Origin of the sequence: Mesorhizobium sp. B1-1-5 (assembly GCF_006443065.1) — a bacterium.
GTDB lineage: Bacteria > Pseudomonadota > Alphaproteobacteria > Rhizobiales > Rhizobiaceae > Mesorhizobium.
This window is the reverse complement of sequence record NZ_VFWS01000010.1, coordinates 1-13,065: the sequence shown is the minus strand read 5'-3', so window position 1 is coordinate 13,065 and position 13,065 is coordinate 1. Positions and strand designations below refer to the sequence as shown.

The 13,065-nt window shown below is 62.4% G+C and carries 14 protein-coding genes; 4 read left to right on the top strand and 10 right to left on the bottom strand.

The annotated features are described in order from the left end of the window. The first annotated feature begins 17 nt into the window (after positions 1 to 17). On the top strand, positions 18 to 845 hold the full coding sequence (locus FJ980_RS06060) for a tetratricopeptide repeat protein (protein ID WP_140542028.1): 828 nt from the start codon (positions 18 to 20) through the stop codon (positions 843 to 845). 151 nt (positions 846 to 996) lie between these two features. Here FJ980_RS06060 and FJ980_RS06055 read toward each other — a convergent pair whose 3' ends face one another. From FJ980_RS06055 to FJ980_RS06015, 9 genes are all read right to left on the bottom strand, one after another. Continuing rightward, positions 997 to 2,013 carry a type II secretion system F family protein gene (locus tag FJ980_RS06055; protein WP_140542027.1) on the bottom strand — a complete coding sequence of 339 codons (1,017 nt, stop codon included), beginning with the start codon at positions 2,011 to 2,013 and terminating at the stop codon, positions 997 to 999. A gap of 13 nt (positions 2,014 to 2,026) precedes the next feature. Then, positions 2,027 to 3,040, bottom strand: coding sequence for a type II secretion system F family protein (locus tag FJ980_RS06050; RefSeq protein WP_140542026.1), 1,014 nt, complete (start codon positions 3,038 to 3,040; stop codon positions 2,027 to 2,029). A 155-nt stretch (positions 3,041 to 3,195) separates the two neighbouring features. Then, positions 3,196 to 4,692, bottom strand: a complete 1,497-nt coding sequence (locus tag FJ980_RS06045; RefSeq protein WP_140542025.1) for a CpaF family protein — start codon at positions 4,690 to 4,692, stop codon at positions 3,196 to 3,198. Positions 4,693 to 4,722: 30 nt separating this feature from the next. Next, entirely contained in the window at positions 4,723 to 6,012 is a 1,290-nt protein-coding gene (locus tag FJ980_RS06040) for a CpaE family protein (RefSeq protein WP_140542024.1), read from the bottom strand. Positions 6,013 to 6,051: 39 nt separating this feature from the next. Further along, positions 6,052 to 6,783, bottom strand: a complete 732-nt coding sequence (locus tag FJ980_RS06035) for a CpaD family pilus assembly protein (protein WP_140542023.1) — start codon at positions 6,781 to 6,783, stop codon at positions 6,052 to 6,054. Positions 6,784 to 6,797: 14 nt separating this feature from the next. Further along, on the bottom strand, positions 6,798 to 8,306 hold the full coding sequence (locus FJ980_RS06030) for a type II and III secretion system protein family protein (RefSeq protein ID WP_140542022.1): 1,509 nt from the start codon (positions 8,304 to 8,306) through the stop codon (positions 6,798 to 6,800). Continuing rightward, on the bottom strand, positions 8,303 to 9,115 hold the full coding sequence (gene cpaB, locus FJ980_RS06025) for a Flp pilus assembly protein CpaB (protein ID WP_140542021.1): 813 nt from the start codon (positions 9,113 to 9,115) through the stop codon (positions 8,303 to 8,305). The genes FJ980_RS06030 and cpaB overlap by 4 nt, the downstream gene beginning before the upstream one ends. Positions 9,116 to 9,338: 223 nt before the next feature. Continuing rightward, a complete protein-coding gene (locus tag FJ980_RS06020) occupies positions 9,339 to 9,857 on the bottom strand; it encodes a prepilin peptidase (RefSeq protein ID WP_140542020.1) in 519 nt (172 codons plus the stop codon). Between the two features lie 159 nt (positions 9,858 to 10,016). After that, entirely contained in the window at positions 10,017 to 10,196 is a 180-nt protein-coding gene (locus FJ980_RS06015) for a Flp family type IVb pilin (RefSeq protein WP_095765933.1), read from the bottom strand. A gap of 345 nt (positions 10,197 to 10,541) precedes the next feature. Here FJ980_RS06015 and FJ980_RS06010 point away from each other — a divergent pair, with 345 nt between their 5' ends. The 3 genes from FJ980_RS06010 to FJ980_RS06000 all read left to right on the top strand — a co-directional run bounded on the left by FJ980_RS06010 (position 10,542) and on the right by FJ980_RS06000 (position 12,353). Next, positions 10,542 to 10,964 carry a pilus assembly protein N-terminal domain-containing protein gene (locus tag FJ980_RS06010; RefSeq protein ID WP_140542019.1) on the top strand — a complete coding sequence of 141 codons (423 nt, stop codon included), beginning with the start codon at positions 10,542 to 10,544 and terminating at the stop codon, positions 10,962 to 10,964. 170 nt (positions 10,965 to 11,134) lie between these two features. Continuing rightward, positions 11,135 to 11,698 (top strand): TadE/TadG family type IV pilus assembly protein, encoded by a 564-nt coding sequence (locus FJ980_RS06005; RefSeq protein ID WP_140542082.1) that lies wholly within the window; start codon positions 11,135 to 11,137, stop codon positions 11,696 to 11,698. Between the two features lie 37 nt (positions 11,699 to 11,735). Next, the gene (locus FJ980_RS06000; RefSeq protein WP_140542018.1) at positions 11,736 to 12,353 is read left to right on the top strand and encodes a TadE/TadG family type IV pilus assembly protein; all 618 of its coding nucleotides are present in this window, start codon (positions 11,736 to 11,738) and stop codon (positions 12,351 to 12,353) included. 3 nt (positions 12,354 to 12,356) lie between these two features. Here FJ980_RS06000 and FJ980_RS05995 read toward each other — a convergent pair. Continuing rightward, positions 12,357 to 13,065: PhnD/SsuA/transferrin family substrate-binding protein (locus tag FJ980_RS05995; protein ID WP_140542017.1), on the bottom strand; the 709-nt coding region annotated here is incomplete at its 5' end.

Sequence of the window (13,065 nt, the reverse complement as noted above, 5' to 3'; positions counted from 1 at the left end):
ATGGAGACCGGGCGCCGATGCCGACCGAAGCGTTGAACCTTACAGCCAAGCGTCTGATCACCACGGCTTTCATGGCGGCGCTGGCGGCTAGCGTGGCAGGTTGCGGCAGCACCAGCAAGTTCACCACTGGCTCCATCTCCCGCTCCGACAGCAGGCCGCTGGAAACGATGTCGTCCAGCGAATTGCGTACCGCCACGTCCAGGCTCGGCCAGTCCTATGCCCGCAATCCGGGCGACAAGCGCGTCGCGATGAATTTCGCGGCGGCGCTGCAGATGGACGGCGATGCCGACCAGTCGCTGGCGGTGATGCGCAAGCTGGCGATCGCCTATCCCAAGGATCGCGAGGTGCTTGCGGCCTATGGCAAGGCGCTTGCCGCCAACGGCCAGTTCGAACCGGCCCTCGATGCCGTGCGGCGCGCGCAGACCCCCGAATATCCGGACTGGAAGCTGGTGTCGGCGGAAGCGGCCATTCTCGACCAGATGGGACAGAAAGACGAAGCGCGGCAAGACTATCGCAAGGCGCTGGAACTGAAGCCGAACGAACCTTCGGTGCTGTCCAATCTCGGCATGTCCTATGTGCTCGAAGGCGACCTGCGCACGGCGGAAACCTATATGCGCTCCGCCGCGCAGCAGCCCGGCGCCGACAGCAGGGTGCGACAGAACCTCGCGCTGGTCGTCGGCCTGCAGGGCCGCTTCGACGAAGCCGAGAAGATCGCCTCGCAGGAACTGTCGCCCGAACAGGCGCAGGCCAACGTCGCCTATCTGCGCCAGATGCTTGCCCAGCAGAACGCCTGGAGCCAATTGAAGGATCAGGACAAGGACAAGGCGAAGGTCGCCACGAACTGACCGCGGACGGCATTGCCAAATCGACCACCGTTGAAATCAAAAAAGCCGCGCGGATCCCGCGCGGCTTTTCGATTTGAAGCGAACGGCCCTATCTCTTTGTTTTTACGCAATTCCGGACGGAAACCCGCTCGACACTTTTCCTGGAATTGCTTTACTGGCTCGAGGAGCTGTGCTGGTCGCCGAAGATGCCGCGCTGGCTGACCTGGATGCCGGCCGGTCCCAGAATGATGGCGAACAGAACCGGCAGGAAGAACAGGATCATCGGCACGGTAAGCTTCGGCGGAAGTGCCGCGGCCTTCTTCTCGGCGGCGTTCATGCGCATGTCGCGGCTTTCCGAGGCGAGCACGCGTAACGCGTGCGCCACCGGCGTGCCGTAGCGTTCGGCCTGGACCAGGGCCTGGGACACCGACTTCACCGATTCCAGGCCGGTGCGGCTTGCCAGGTTCTCGTAGGCGTTCTTGCGGTCCTGCAGATAGGACAGCTCCGCATTGGTGAGCACGAATTCCTCGGCAAGCGCCACCGACTGCGTGCCGATCTCGTCGGCAACCCTACGCAGGGCCGCTTCCACCGACATGCCGGATTCCACGCAGATCAGCATCAGGTCGAGCGCGTCCGGCCACGCCAGCTGGATCGACTGCTTGCGCTTGGTCGCGCGGTTGTTGACGTAGAGGATCGGCGCATAGAAGCCGCCATAGGCGACAACGACACAGACGAACAGCTTGATGAAGGCCGGCTGCTGCGGCAGGCCGCCAAGCACGAACAGATAGATGGCCGCCAAGGCAAAACCGACGAATGGCAGGACCAGGCGGAAAAAGAGGAAGCGCGTCAGCGGGTTCTGGCCGCGGAAGCCCGCGACCTTGAGCTTCTGGATCGTGCTTTCATCGGCAAGCGCGCGCCTGAGATCCAGGCGGTCGACGATGTTGCGCATGCCGATGGACTGTTCCTCGCGCAGGCCCTTGCGGCGGCGGTCGGCCTCGTTGGCCAGCCGCGCACGCTGCTCGGCGCGCATTTTGTCGCGTTCGAGCGCCACGCTTTTCATGCGCGACTTGAGCGACGTGCCGCCGAACGCCGGCAGGAGCGTGAAGACGGTCGCGAACACGGCGATGCCGACCAGCATCGCGATCAGAAAAGAAGGGTCGGTGAGTGTTTTGACGACCTGCTCTGTCACCGGATCCGCGCCCCTACACTTCGAAGTTCATCATCTTGCGCATCACCAGGATGCCGATCGACATCCACACACCCGAGCAGCCGAGGATCAGGTTGCCGACGTTGGTGGTGAACAGCGGCATGATGTAGTTCGGGCTCGACAGATAGACGAGGAAGGCGACGACGAACGGCAAGGCGCCGATGATGACGGCCGATGCCTTGGCTTCCATCGACAGCGCCTGGACCTTGGCCTTCATCTTCTTGCGGTCGCGCAGGACGCGCGAAAGGTTGCCCAGCGCCTCGGACAGGTTGCCGCCGGCCTGCGACTGAATCTGGATGACGATGCCGAAGAAGCCGGCTTCACTGCACGGCATCGTCTCGGGCATGCGCATGGCGGCGTCGGGCACCGACATGCCCATCTGCTGGGAATCGACGATGCGGCGGAATTCGGACCGGACCGGTTCGGGCGATTCGTTGGCGATCAGGCGGATCGCATCATTGAGCGGCAGGCCGGACTTGACCGCGCGCACGATGATGTCGAGCGCGTTCGGAAATTCTTCCAGGAAAGCCTTGGTGCGACGTGTGCGACGAAACGACACGAACCAGCGCGGCAGGCCGAGGCCGCCCACCAGCAGGGCACCGGGCAGTGCCCATAGAGGCGCGCCGAGGAAAAAGAGAACGGCCGTCAGGATGATCCCGCACACAGCGGAATAGATATAGAAACGCTCGATCGGAACCTGCATGCCGGCTTGGCGGATCTGAACCTTCAGCGGCGGTTTCTTGACGTTGCGATCATTGGTCTTCTGCTTCTCGTCGAGCTGCTTCAGCGTGTCCTGAACGTTTTTTCGCCGCTTGACCGCTTCCGCGGCGCGGTCGCGCGTCGCTTTCACCACCGACCGGTCCGTTTCGGCTGTCTTGATGGTCTGAAGCCGCTTGCCAGCCTGCTTCTCGTTGTCGATGCGCGTGAACAGGAAAGCATAGGCCACCGCGCCGGCGCTGAAGCCGGCAAGCACGATGAAAGCCAGTACGGTGGTGTCAATTCCGAACATCGACCGGGGTCCCTAGGGCATTTCGCCGTTCCAAGGAAACGGCGAAATGCCCTGTCTCTTTGTCTTGACGCAATTGCGGACGGAAAGTTACGGCGAAGTCGCCGAACCCGACCGCATCACACTTTTCCTGGAATTGCTTCCAACCTCCAGATGCATCAGTCAGCGCGTTTCTCCATCGCCTCGAGCGCATTGGCGAGGCGCTGCTCCTCGCCATAATAGCGGGCGCGGTCCCAGAATTGCGGACGGCCGATGCCTGTCGACACATGCTCGCCGACCAGCCGGCCGCCGGCGTCTTCACCCTTGATGTTGTAGAGCACAAGATCCTGGGTGATGATGACGTCGCCTTCCATGCCGACCACCTCGGTGATGTGGGTGATGCGGCGTGAGCCGTCGCGCAGGCGAGCCGCCTGGATGATCACGTCGATCGAGCCGACGACGATCTCGCGCACCGTCCGCTGCGGCAGGGAATAACCGCCCATGGCAATCATCGATTCGATACGATTGAGGCATTCGCGCGGGCTGTTCGAGTGGATCGTCCCCATCGAGCCGTCGTGACCGGTATTCATCGCCTGCAGCAGGTCGAACACCTCCGGTCCGCGCACTTCGCCGACGATGATCCGCTCCGGCCGCATGCGCAGGCAGTTCTTGACCAGGTCGCGCATGGTCACCTCGCCTTCGCCCTCCAGATTGGGCGGCCGGGTTTCGAGACGGACCACATGCGGCTGCTGCAGCTGTAGTTCCGCCGAATCCTCGCAAGTGATGACGCGCTCCTCGCGGTCGATATAGTTGGTCAGACAGTTGAGCAGCGTCGTCTTGCCGGAGCCCGTGCCGCCCGAGATGACGACGTTGCAGCGGACGCGGCCTATGATCTTGAGGATTTCCGCGCCTTGCGGCGAGATGGCGCCGAACTTGACCAGCTGGTCCAGCGTCAGCTTGTCCTTCTTGAACTTGCGGATGGTGAGCGCGGTGCCGTCGATCGACAGCGGCGGCGCGATGACGTTGACGCGCGAGCCGTCGGGCAGGCGTGCGTCGCAGATCGGGCTCGATTCGTCGACGCGGCGGCCAACCTGGCTGACGATGCGCTGGCAGATATTGAGCAGCTGCTGGTTGTCGCGGAAACGGACGCCGGTCTGTTCGACCTTGCCATTGACTTCGATGTAGACGTTCTTGGAGCCATTGACCATGATGTCGGCTATGTCGTCGCGGGCAAGCAACGGCTCCAGCGGTCCATAACCCAGAACGTCGTTGCAGATGTCCTCGAGCAGTTCTTCCTGCTCGGAGATCGACATCGCGAAATTCTTGATCGCGATGATGTCGTTGACGATGTCGCGGATTTCCTCGCGCGCGCTCTCGGGATCGAGCTTGGCGAGCTGCGAAAGGTCGATTGTGTCGATGAGCGCGGAAAAAACCTGGCTCTTGGTGTCGTAATAGGTCTCGGAGCGCTCGCGCTGGATCCGTCTTGGCGGCTCCGGCGCCATGGGCGGCGCCTCGACGGGCCGGCGCGCCGGCGGCGTGGCCGGCGTGCCGGACGGCGGCGCGGCCGGTCGTTCGGCCGTCATCGTCCCGGTTGGAGCGGCGGCGGGAGCGGATGCCGGCGGACGGAATTCGGGCGTTGCCCGGCTGCCGTCGTCTTTGCCTCTTTTACCAAACATGATCGACTACCCGATGCCGCTCAATCAGCGTCACTTCTTGTTGCGCGAGAGCTTGCCGAGGATCGAGCCCAGGCCTGCTTTCTTCCTTGTCTTGATTTCGCTGCGTCCGGTCAGCACATGCGCTATTTCATTGATGGTGGTCACGACGGGGCTCTTGGCGTCCATCTCGGAGAGCATGCGGCCGTTGTTGGCGGCATTGCCGAACAGCAGCGGTTCGAAGTTGATCACCGCCATCGGCGTGATGCCGAGCGGTTCGGCGAAATCGGACGCCGCGATCTCGGGCCGTTTCGGCACTCCCGCCTGGTTGATGATCAGCTTCGGCGGCGGATCGTTCGGACGCAGCCGCTTCAGCATGTCCACCATGTTCTTGGTGTTGCGAAGATTTGCGAGCTCGGGCGTGGCCGTGATGACGATCTCGTCCGCCTTGATCAGCGTGCTCTTGGTCCACCCGCTCCAGACGTGAGGGACATCGAGGACAAGCAGAGGCGCGCTGCGCTGCGCTGTCTCTATGATCTGCGCGAAGGCCTCGGAGTCGAAATCGTAGACGCGCTCGAGCGTGGAGGGAGCTGCGAGCAACGACAGATGCTCGGCGCATTGCGCAAGCAGACGGTCAAGATAGACCTCGTCCACCCGCTCCGGTGAAAACACCGCCTCGGCGATGCCTTGCGCCGGATCCTGATCGAAATTGATGTTGGCGGTGCCGAAGGCGAGATCGAGATCGGCGATGACGACCTCGGACTTGAACAGGGAAGACATCGCCCAGGCGACATTGTGAGCGATGGTCGAGGAGCCGACGCCGCCCTTGGCGCCGATGAACGCGATCGAGCGGCCGATCGGCTCCGAATCCGGATCGACGAAGATCGACGACACGACGCTGACGATGTCTGTCATCGAGACCGGCGCGATGACATATTCGGAAATGCCCGAACGGATCAGCTCGCGGTAGAGCCCGACATCGTTGTAGTGGCCGATAACCACCACCTTGGAGGACGGATCACAATATTCCGAGAGCTGGCCGAGCTGTTCGAGCAGCTGCTGCGGTTCGCTGCGCGATTCCAGCAGGATCAGGTTCGGTGTCGGCGCGGACTGGTAGAACTCGATCGCGGTCGGGATGCCGCCCATATGGACCTTGAGATGGGCCTTGGCCATCCGGCGATCCTCGCCGGCGCGCTCGACGGGGTTGGCGACCCCCTCGGTCTCGCAGAAGGCCTGGATCGAAATACGCGGCACGGGGCGCAGCGCCTGCATGGCGGCGATGTCCTGCTGCGAAAGGTCGCCGGTTTCCGCGGGCGTGTCGTAGGCAAGATTGCTCATCGTCATGCTCTTTCCGTGACTGCTTTCTTCGTCGTCCGGCGCAGCTTAGTAGGTTACTTCCGAATTGCCGAGGAACTCGTCCGAGATGCCCCTCTCGCGGTACTTGTCGATCACCGCGCCGCGATTTTCGGCATCTATGTCGGACTGTTTGCGCGGCCCGATCAGATCATTGGGATTGGCCAGCTGTGCTGCGAGATTGTTCTGATAGGAGCAGCCGAAGTCGGCGTAGTGCTTGTTCTGCGACGTCTCCAGCATGTCCTCGGGCCAACGCCCGCATTTGTCGGTCTGGGCCCTCACCGCGACGAAGGCGACGCGCACCGGCGCTGACGCCTCCGGCACCGCCGACTGATAGGATGTCATGACGATACGGTTGCGCTTGACGCCTGCCGCCATGGCGAGCCTAGCAAAATCGCGACCCGCGGCCCGGGCGGCAAGCTCATTGGCGGACCCGGCCGGCATCGCGATCGTCAGCGCCGGCGCGGCGCTCTTGTCGTAGCCGTCGAGAAAACCGAGCAGCGTATCGCGCTGCGCACCGGTCATGCCGCGATCACCGGCGCCGACCGGCAGGTCGATCTTCTGGTTCTTCTCGGCAATGACGATCGGATGAGTCGTGCGGTAGTCGTCCGGTATCGACCCGACGGTTACGCTGTCGCGGTTGGCGCAACCTGCGAGCGACGCGGCAAGCATGACCGCCAATGCCGGGACCACCTGCCGACGGATCCTTGCGATACCGGATGCTGTCCGGACCGTCATGACCTTCGATGCTGACTTGGACATATCCGCATTCCCACTCATTTGTAGATGAAGCCCACGACGCCGTGGTAGCGGCCGGCTGGCCTGTCGGTCTGCATGGTGCCGTAGACGCGGTTGACGCGGCCGAGGAACATGCCGGCGCCGTCGCTCGCAGGATTGAAATTGTCATCAGGCTTCGCCAGATCGTTGCGTGCCACAGGCTTGACTAGGTAAGGCGTGATGATGATGACGAGCTCGCTTTCGTTGCGCACGAAGTCACGGCTACGAAACAGAGCGCCGAGGACCGGTATCTTTGTCAGGCCAGGCATGCCGTTGAGGGCCTGGCGCACATCGTCACGAACAAGTCCGGCGATCATCATCGATCCCCCGGAAGGCAGCTCCACGGTCGTATCCGCCAAGCGCTTGCGCAGCGATATGATGTTGGTATCGCCAAATGCAACGGAGCCTTCCGTCGTCGGCTCTGACACCGCAGTTCTCACTTTCAGGCTGATACGGCCAGCCGACAGGACCACCGGCTGGAATTCCAGTCCGATGCCATAGTCGACCTTCGATGACGTCCAGGTTCTGTCGGCATTCTGATTGTCTGTCGATTTGTTGCTGGTGACGGAGGTCACTATATTGTATTCGCCGCCGACCTTGAACGTCGCCTTCTCCCCGGAGACCGCCGTTAACGTTGGCTCCGCCAGTGTCTTCATGGCACCAGACTGCTCCATGGCGTTGATGGTGCCTTGCAATGATGAAGTGGCGAAGCTCAAGCCTGAGGAGGACAGTGGCTTGCCCAGACCCGGGAAAGTATCGCTGATCGCACCATAGCTGATGCCATTGCTGCCACCCCGGCCAACCATGTTGACGCCGAGCTGCTTCATCACCGAGCGGCTGACTTCGGCGACGGTCACCTTGAGCGTCACCTGGTCGTCGCCGATGATCTGCAAGAGGTTGACGATCTTGGAGGTCCGGCGCTCCTGGTCGGGGTTGTTGATGTCGACGCCGCCATTGACCGAGCCGCCGGCGGCGGTCTGCGAATATTGACCCGTCGTCGCTTCGCCGCCGGACACGAAGATGGTTGCAAGGTCGACGGCCCGCTTGGCATCGAGGGGCGTGTCGACCATGCCCGTCAGGACGACGTTATCATTGAGAAGCTCGACGTTGATCTGCGAGGATGGGATGAAGCGCTTGAGATAGTCTTCCAGCCCTGCGACGTCGCGCTCGACGGCCAGATCCAGGCTGACGATCTGCTCGCCATTGGGGCCGAAGACGAAAATGTTGGTCTCGCCGACCGCCTTGCCGAACAGGTAGATGCGCCGCGCGGTGCGCGTCACGGCATCGGCAACCGCCGGATTGGCGACGAGGATATCATAGGCGTCGCTCGGCAAGTCGATGACCACGGATTTGTTGAGGCCAAGCTTGACGCGCTGCGTGGCGACGGAAGCCGACACGCCGGCTCCCGCGGCTTTGGCTTCGACCAGCCCCGGGGCGCCGGTGCCGAGCACGAAAAAACCGATCGCCGCGGCGGCCAGGAAGGGCAGCAGTTTACCGTTCAGCCTCATTTCCTTGCTCCCACCTCGGAAACCTCGCCGGACTTAATCAGCCGCACGGTTCCGCGTCGGCCGTTGCCGTTGACCAGATAGTCGGCTTCGTCCGTCGTCTTTTCATGGATGTCGGTTATCGGGCGCAGCGCCAGCGTCAGGCGGTCGGCCATCTGCTGCGCCACTGTGATGATCTCCGCCTGCTGCGGCGTCAGCTCCAGCGTCGCGGTCTGGCCGACCCTGGTCTTCTTGCCTTCCTCGTCTTCCTGGATGGTCTGGTCGATGGCCAGCACGCGGATGTTCTTGAGGATCGTCTCCGTGTTGAAGCCGCTGCCGCCGTTGCCGGTGTCGGCGCGGCGCGTCATGATGACGTCGACGAAGTCGTTGGGCAGGATGAAGCCGCCCGCGGACGTATCGGCCGATATCGCGGTCGCGACGGCGCGCATGCCGGAAGGCAGGATCGACGACATGAAGCTCTGCCCCTCGCCGACCAGCTTGGAGCGCCGCAACGGCTCGCCGGTATACATGGCAACGCGGGCGACCGAGCCCTTGAGCTTTTCGATCGCGTCAGGCTCGGCGGCGCGCGTGATGAAATTGGCGTTGACGCCATCGGCCGGCCATTCTTCCCAGCCGATGTTGGTGCCGAGCTGGCTGCCCATCGACACGTCACCGGAAAGCACCAGCACATCCTGCAATGCGATCGCCGGCTGCTTGGGCGCATCGACAATGACCTGAGGCGGCGGCGCGACGACCATGTTCTTCGCCACGTAGCCCGCGCCACCCGCCGCGACCGCAGCCACGCCCAGAATAATCAATCGGGATGCTGGCATTCGTCCGAAACCCTTCGCCTCATGGCAAACCACCTCGCCAGGCCGGACTTTGCAGCTGCAATCGTCAAAACAAGGTTAATGTAATGCTTACGATCGTGATTAATTTAAGGTTTACTCAAATTGGATTGAACGGCCCGCCGTTAACAGAAAAAGCGGCCGGGGCCGCCTTCCGATCTGATGAAAGGCGGCCGCCTGGGGACCGCCGACATCGAGATCGCCGGGCCTATGTCGTGAGCCTCTCCAGCGCCCAGACCATCAGCGGCGAATCCGGGAAAGTGATCAGTCCACCCGCGCCAAGCGCGATGCCATATGGGATGCCAGCGCTCTCATCCGCGAAATGGCGCAGAAATCGGCTGTGGCCGGTGTACGTGACGAGCGGCGATTTCCGGTAGGCAAGGATTGCGAGGGTAAGCAGGCCGCCGATGAAAGCCGACGTCACCAGATAGCCGATCAGGTTGATGTTGAGGCCCATCCACAGAGCGGTCGCGGCCAGAAGCTTGGCGTCGCCGCCGCCCATGCCGCCGAGCGCAAAAAGGCCGAAGGTCGTGGCAAGCACAAGGGCGCCGGCGGCGAAGTGCCAGCCATAGGTTGCCCAGTCCATGCCGGCGAGCGGCGCAACAAGCGCGAATGTCGCCACCAACAGCACGGGAACGCGGTTGGCGATCGTCATCGACAGCGTGTCCGAGATCGCAGCGAACAGCATGCAGAAAGGAAAGACGACGAAGATCACGGCTTCAAGCATGGATGCGGCGTGCCTGTGGCATGTTTTCAGCGGCATCCTAGGCGCGCTGGATTAACGATCGATGAGGCCGGACGATCAAAATCGGCCGACTGCATGAAAAAAGGGCCACCAGCTGGCGGCCCTTTTCCTTCTGCCCAAAAGGCGCAGTACGCAGCCTTATTACGGAGCCGTGGCGCCGTTGAGGGTAGCGGCGATGTTGGCGAACTTGGCGTTCAGCGCGCCGCCGAGCTGGGTAGCGCCAACCATGATGGCAAGCGCGATGAGAGCGGCGATCAGACCGTATTCGATGGCGGTCGCGCCGGATTCGTCCTTCACGAAACGTGCGATAAGATTAGACATTCGAGAGCTCCTACTCCACGTGTTACAGCACTTCCGTCAACTTCTCTTCCGGGTTGATCGGATGCTGCAAATCTAGGGAGAAGCCGTTTCGATCGGCTTAATAAACAGCCTTACCGATTCCTTTCCGGTGACGAACGCACTGTGTGGTTAACCGTGGCCTAAACATCGCCAGCCGGCCCGGATCCCTGGAAACCGGCGCTTGTGCAATATTCCTAAAACAGTAAGCACCATCGACGAATGACGCACCAGGCGAGCCGGTCTTTAATCATGGCGGGCCCGGCTTAACCGTTGGTTCACCAATCTCGTTCATGTTCCGTTGAAGAATCTGCCTGCCGGAGCGCTTCAATGACGTTGTCGAGATCGCTATTTCCAGTCGCCGCGCTGCTGGCAACTGCCGCCTTGGTCATGCCGGCCAGGGCCGGCGCCGGCATAGAAGTCACCATGAACCAGGCCAAGATCGTCAAATTGTCACGCGGGGCCGATACGGTCGTCATCGGCAATCCGGCAATCGCCGACGCCTCCGTGCAGGACGCCTCGACCATCGTTCTCACCGGTAAGGGCTTCGGCGTCACCAATCTGGTCGTGCTCGATTCGGAAGGCAGCCCGATCATCGACGAACAGGTGACCGTCGTGCGACAAGCCGCCTCCTCGGTGCGCATCTACCGACGCGCCGACGTCCAGACCATGTCCTGCACGCCCTATTGCGAGAGCGCCTTCAAGAGCGAGGCCGAGAAAACTTCCGAAGCCGAAATGAGCGCCGGGCACTGAGCCCTGCGAGGGCGAACCTATGGGCATTAAAGACAGCTTAAAGCGTGCCCGACGAATTTAACGATCATCAAAACCGGAACTCAATGGGTTATCGCTAACCTTGCCGCCGGTACCGCAAAGGGGATCGGCAGGAACGCAATATGAGCAAGGATGCCACATCCGGCAACGGCATGGACAACAAGGCGCGGGTCCGAGTCCGCCCCGGCTTCTTCAGCGACAGGCGCGGCAGCACGGCGATGGAATTCGCGATGCTGGCCATCCCGTTCGCGCTTCTCGTCTTCGCCATCCTCGAGAGCTGCATTTCGTTCGCAGGCCAGGAGGTGATGGCCAACGTCACCGACGATGTCGCCCGCCAGCTGCGGACCGGGCAGTTGCAGCAGTCGAACGTCACAGAAGCCTCGATCAAGCAGCTGATCTGCAGCAGACTTGAGATCATGGTGGCCAAGGACTGCCCGGGATTGCTGGTCGATTTGCGCGAATATCCGAGTTTCGCCGACGCCGCCACGGCGGGCTTCAAGATCGTGGATGGAGATATCGTGCTTACACAGGGGACGAACTCGACGACCCCAACCGTCTCGCCCGGATTGGCAGAGACCATCAACATGCTGCGCGTGTTCTACAAATGGCCGGTGATGACCGATTTCCTGGCCCAGTCGATGGCAAATCTGAAGGACAAGAAAACGCTGCATTTCGCATCGGTGACCTGGCAGAACGAACCGTTCGACGACAATTGAGACTGCTCGACGGCTAAGCCGCGGCGTGGAGGACGATATGCATAGTGCGGGGGCACTCCGGGGGATTTCGGCGAAGGTGGCGCGGTTTTGCCGCGATCGCCGCGGCGTCGCGGCGATCGAGTTCGCGTTCATCGTGCCGGTGCTCCTGATCATGTACTTCATAACGATGGAGGCCTCGCAGGCCATCGAGACCGGCAAGAAGGTCAGCCGCATCGGCAGCATGGTCGCGGACCTCGTCACGCAGCAGCAGGCCGTCGTGAAGGCTAACCTCGATGCAATGATGAAGATCGGCATATCGACGCTTCGGCCCTACAATCGCTCGGATCCGACGATCATCATCACCGGCATACAGATATCCGACGAGGCGTCGCCGACAGTGAGGGTGGCGTGGTCGCGCAAGCTGGTGGGCAACACCTACAGCGTCGATGCCAATCCCGGCGACACCACGACCGTCCCCTCGACGCTGATAATCCGCAACACTTTCCTGGTCCGCGTGGAAAGCGACCTCGGCTATGTGCCCGTCATCGCCTGGAGCGAGAACAACAACCAGCAGAAGGCGCTTGGATTGTTGTCGACCTTTAGCCACATAAAGATGAGCGAGACCTATTATCTCCGGCCTCGCAGGAGCCCAAAGATCCCCTGCAGCGATTGCTGACGGTCAGTCCCGGCCGTCGGATGCGTGCCGCACAATGGCCGTGGCCATAGCGTAATCCTTGGACGCCGCCGGCACAAAGCCACCGGAATGCGCCGCCTCCAGCAGGTCGTATATGTCGGGCGTCTGGGACCTGAGATTGGTCAGGAAGACCGTCAGCCGGCGCTTTGCCTCGGGATCGAGATCATTGCGGACGGCGTGCGGGCCGAAGCGCAAGAGGCCCGAGGTCCACAACACCCGAAGCGACGCCTCGGGGACGCCGGCAGCCTCCAGCCGCGCGACGGTGCCCTCGGAACGGCTGGACCGGCCGCCGGTATCGGCCGGTTCCCAGCCGAACATGGCGTCCGCTTCGCTGCCGACGAGCATCGTCTCGGCCGCAGTGGCTGAAGCGGCGCGCGCCAGAAAGGGCGAATCCCGCGTGATGTTGACGCCTTCGGCCGGCAGCGCCGCCAGCGGCAGCAGCGCGCCGCCGAAATTTTCGGCCGGCGCTATCGCGATCCGGTGCGAAGCCATGGCGGCAAGGTCCGGAAGCCGGCCGTCGCGCGTCACAAGGACGGAACGGATGCCGACGGCGCCGTCCGCATCGACCGGCGCCACCAGAGGCTCGACACAGCCGCAGCGTTCCGAGGCCGTGGCATAGGCGAGAGCGGAATAGATCGCATATTGCACGCGCCCGCTCGCCTGCGCCTCGATCAGCGCCGCGTAGTCGCGCGCA

Bases quoted from the DNA above. Each gene is read 5' to 3' on its own strand.
- cpaB (WP_140542021.1), bottom strand. From the start codon at position 9,115: ATGCCAGCATCCCGATTGATTATTCTGGGCGTGGCTGCGGTCGCGGCG.
- FJ980_RS06015 (WP_095765933.1), bottom strand. From the start codon at position 10,196: ATGTCTAATCTTATCGCACGTTTCGTGAAGGACGAATCCGGCGCGACC.
- FJ980_RS06000 (WP_140542018.1), top strand. From the start codon at position 11,736: ATGCATAGTGCGGGGGCACTCCGGGGGATTTCGGCGAAGGTGGCGCGG.
- FJ980_RS06005 (WP_140542082.1), top strand. From the start codon at position 11,135: ATGGACAACAAGGCGCGGGTCCGAGTCCGCCCCGGCTTCTTCAGCGAC.
- FJ980_RS06020 (WP_140542020.1), bottom strand. From the start codon at position 9,857: ATGCTTGAAGCCGTGATCTTCGTCGTCTTTCCTTTCTGCATGCTGTTC.
- FJ980_RS06060 (WP_140542028.1), top strand. From the start codon at position 18: ATGCCGACCGAAGCGTTGAACCTTACAGCCAAGCGTCTGATCACCACG.
- FJ980_RS06045 (WP_140542025.1), bottom strand. From the start codon at position 4,692: ATGTTTGGTAAAAGAGGCAAAGACGACGGCAGCCGGGCAACGCCCGAA.
- FJ980_RS06050 (WP_140542026.1), bottom strand. From the start codon at position 3,040: ATGTTCGGAATTGACACCACCGTACTGGCTTTCATCGTGCTTGCCGGC.
- FJ980_RS06035 (WP_140542023.1), bottom strand. From the start codon at position 6,783: ATGTCCAAGTCAGCATCGAAGGTCATGACGGTCCGGACAGCATCCGGT.
- FJ980_RS06040 (WP_140542024.1), bottom strand. From the start codon at position 6,012: ATGACGATGAGCAATCTTGCCTACGACACGCCCGCGGAAACCGGCGAC.
- FJ980_RS06030 (WP_140542022.1), bottom strand. From the start codon at position 8,306: ATGAGGCTGAACGGTAAACTGCTGCCCTTCCTGGCCGCCGCGGCGATC.
- FJ980_RS06010 (WP_140542019.1), top strand. From the start codon at position 10,542: ATGACGTTGTCGAGATCGCTATTTCCAGTCGCCGCGCTGCTGGCAACT.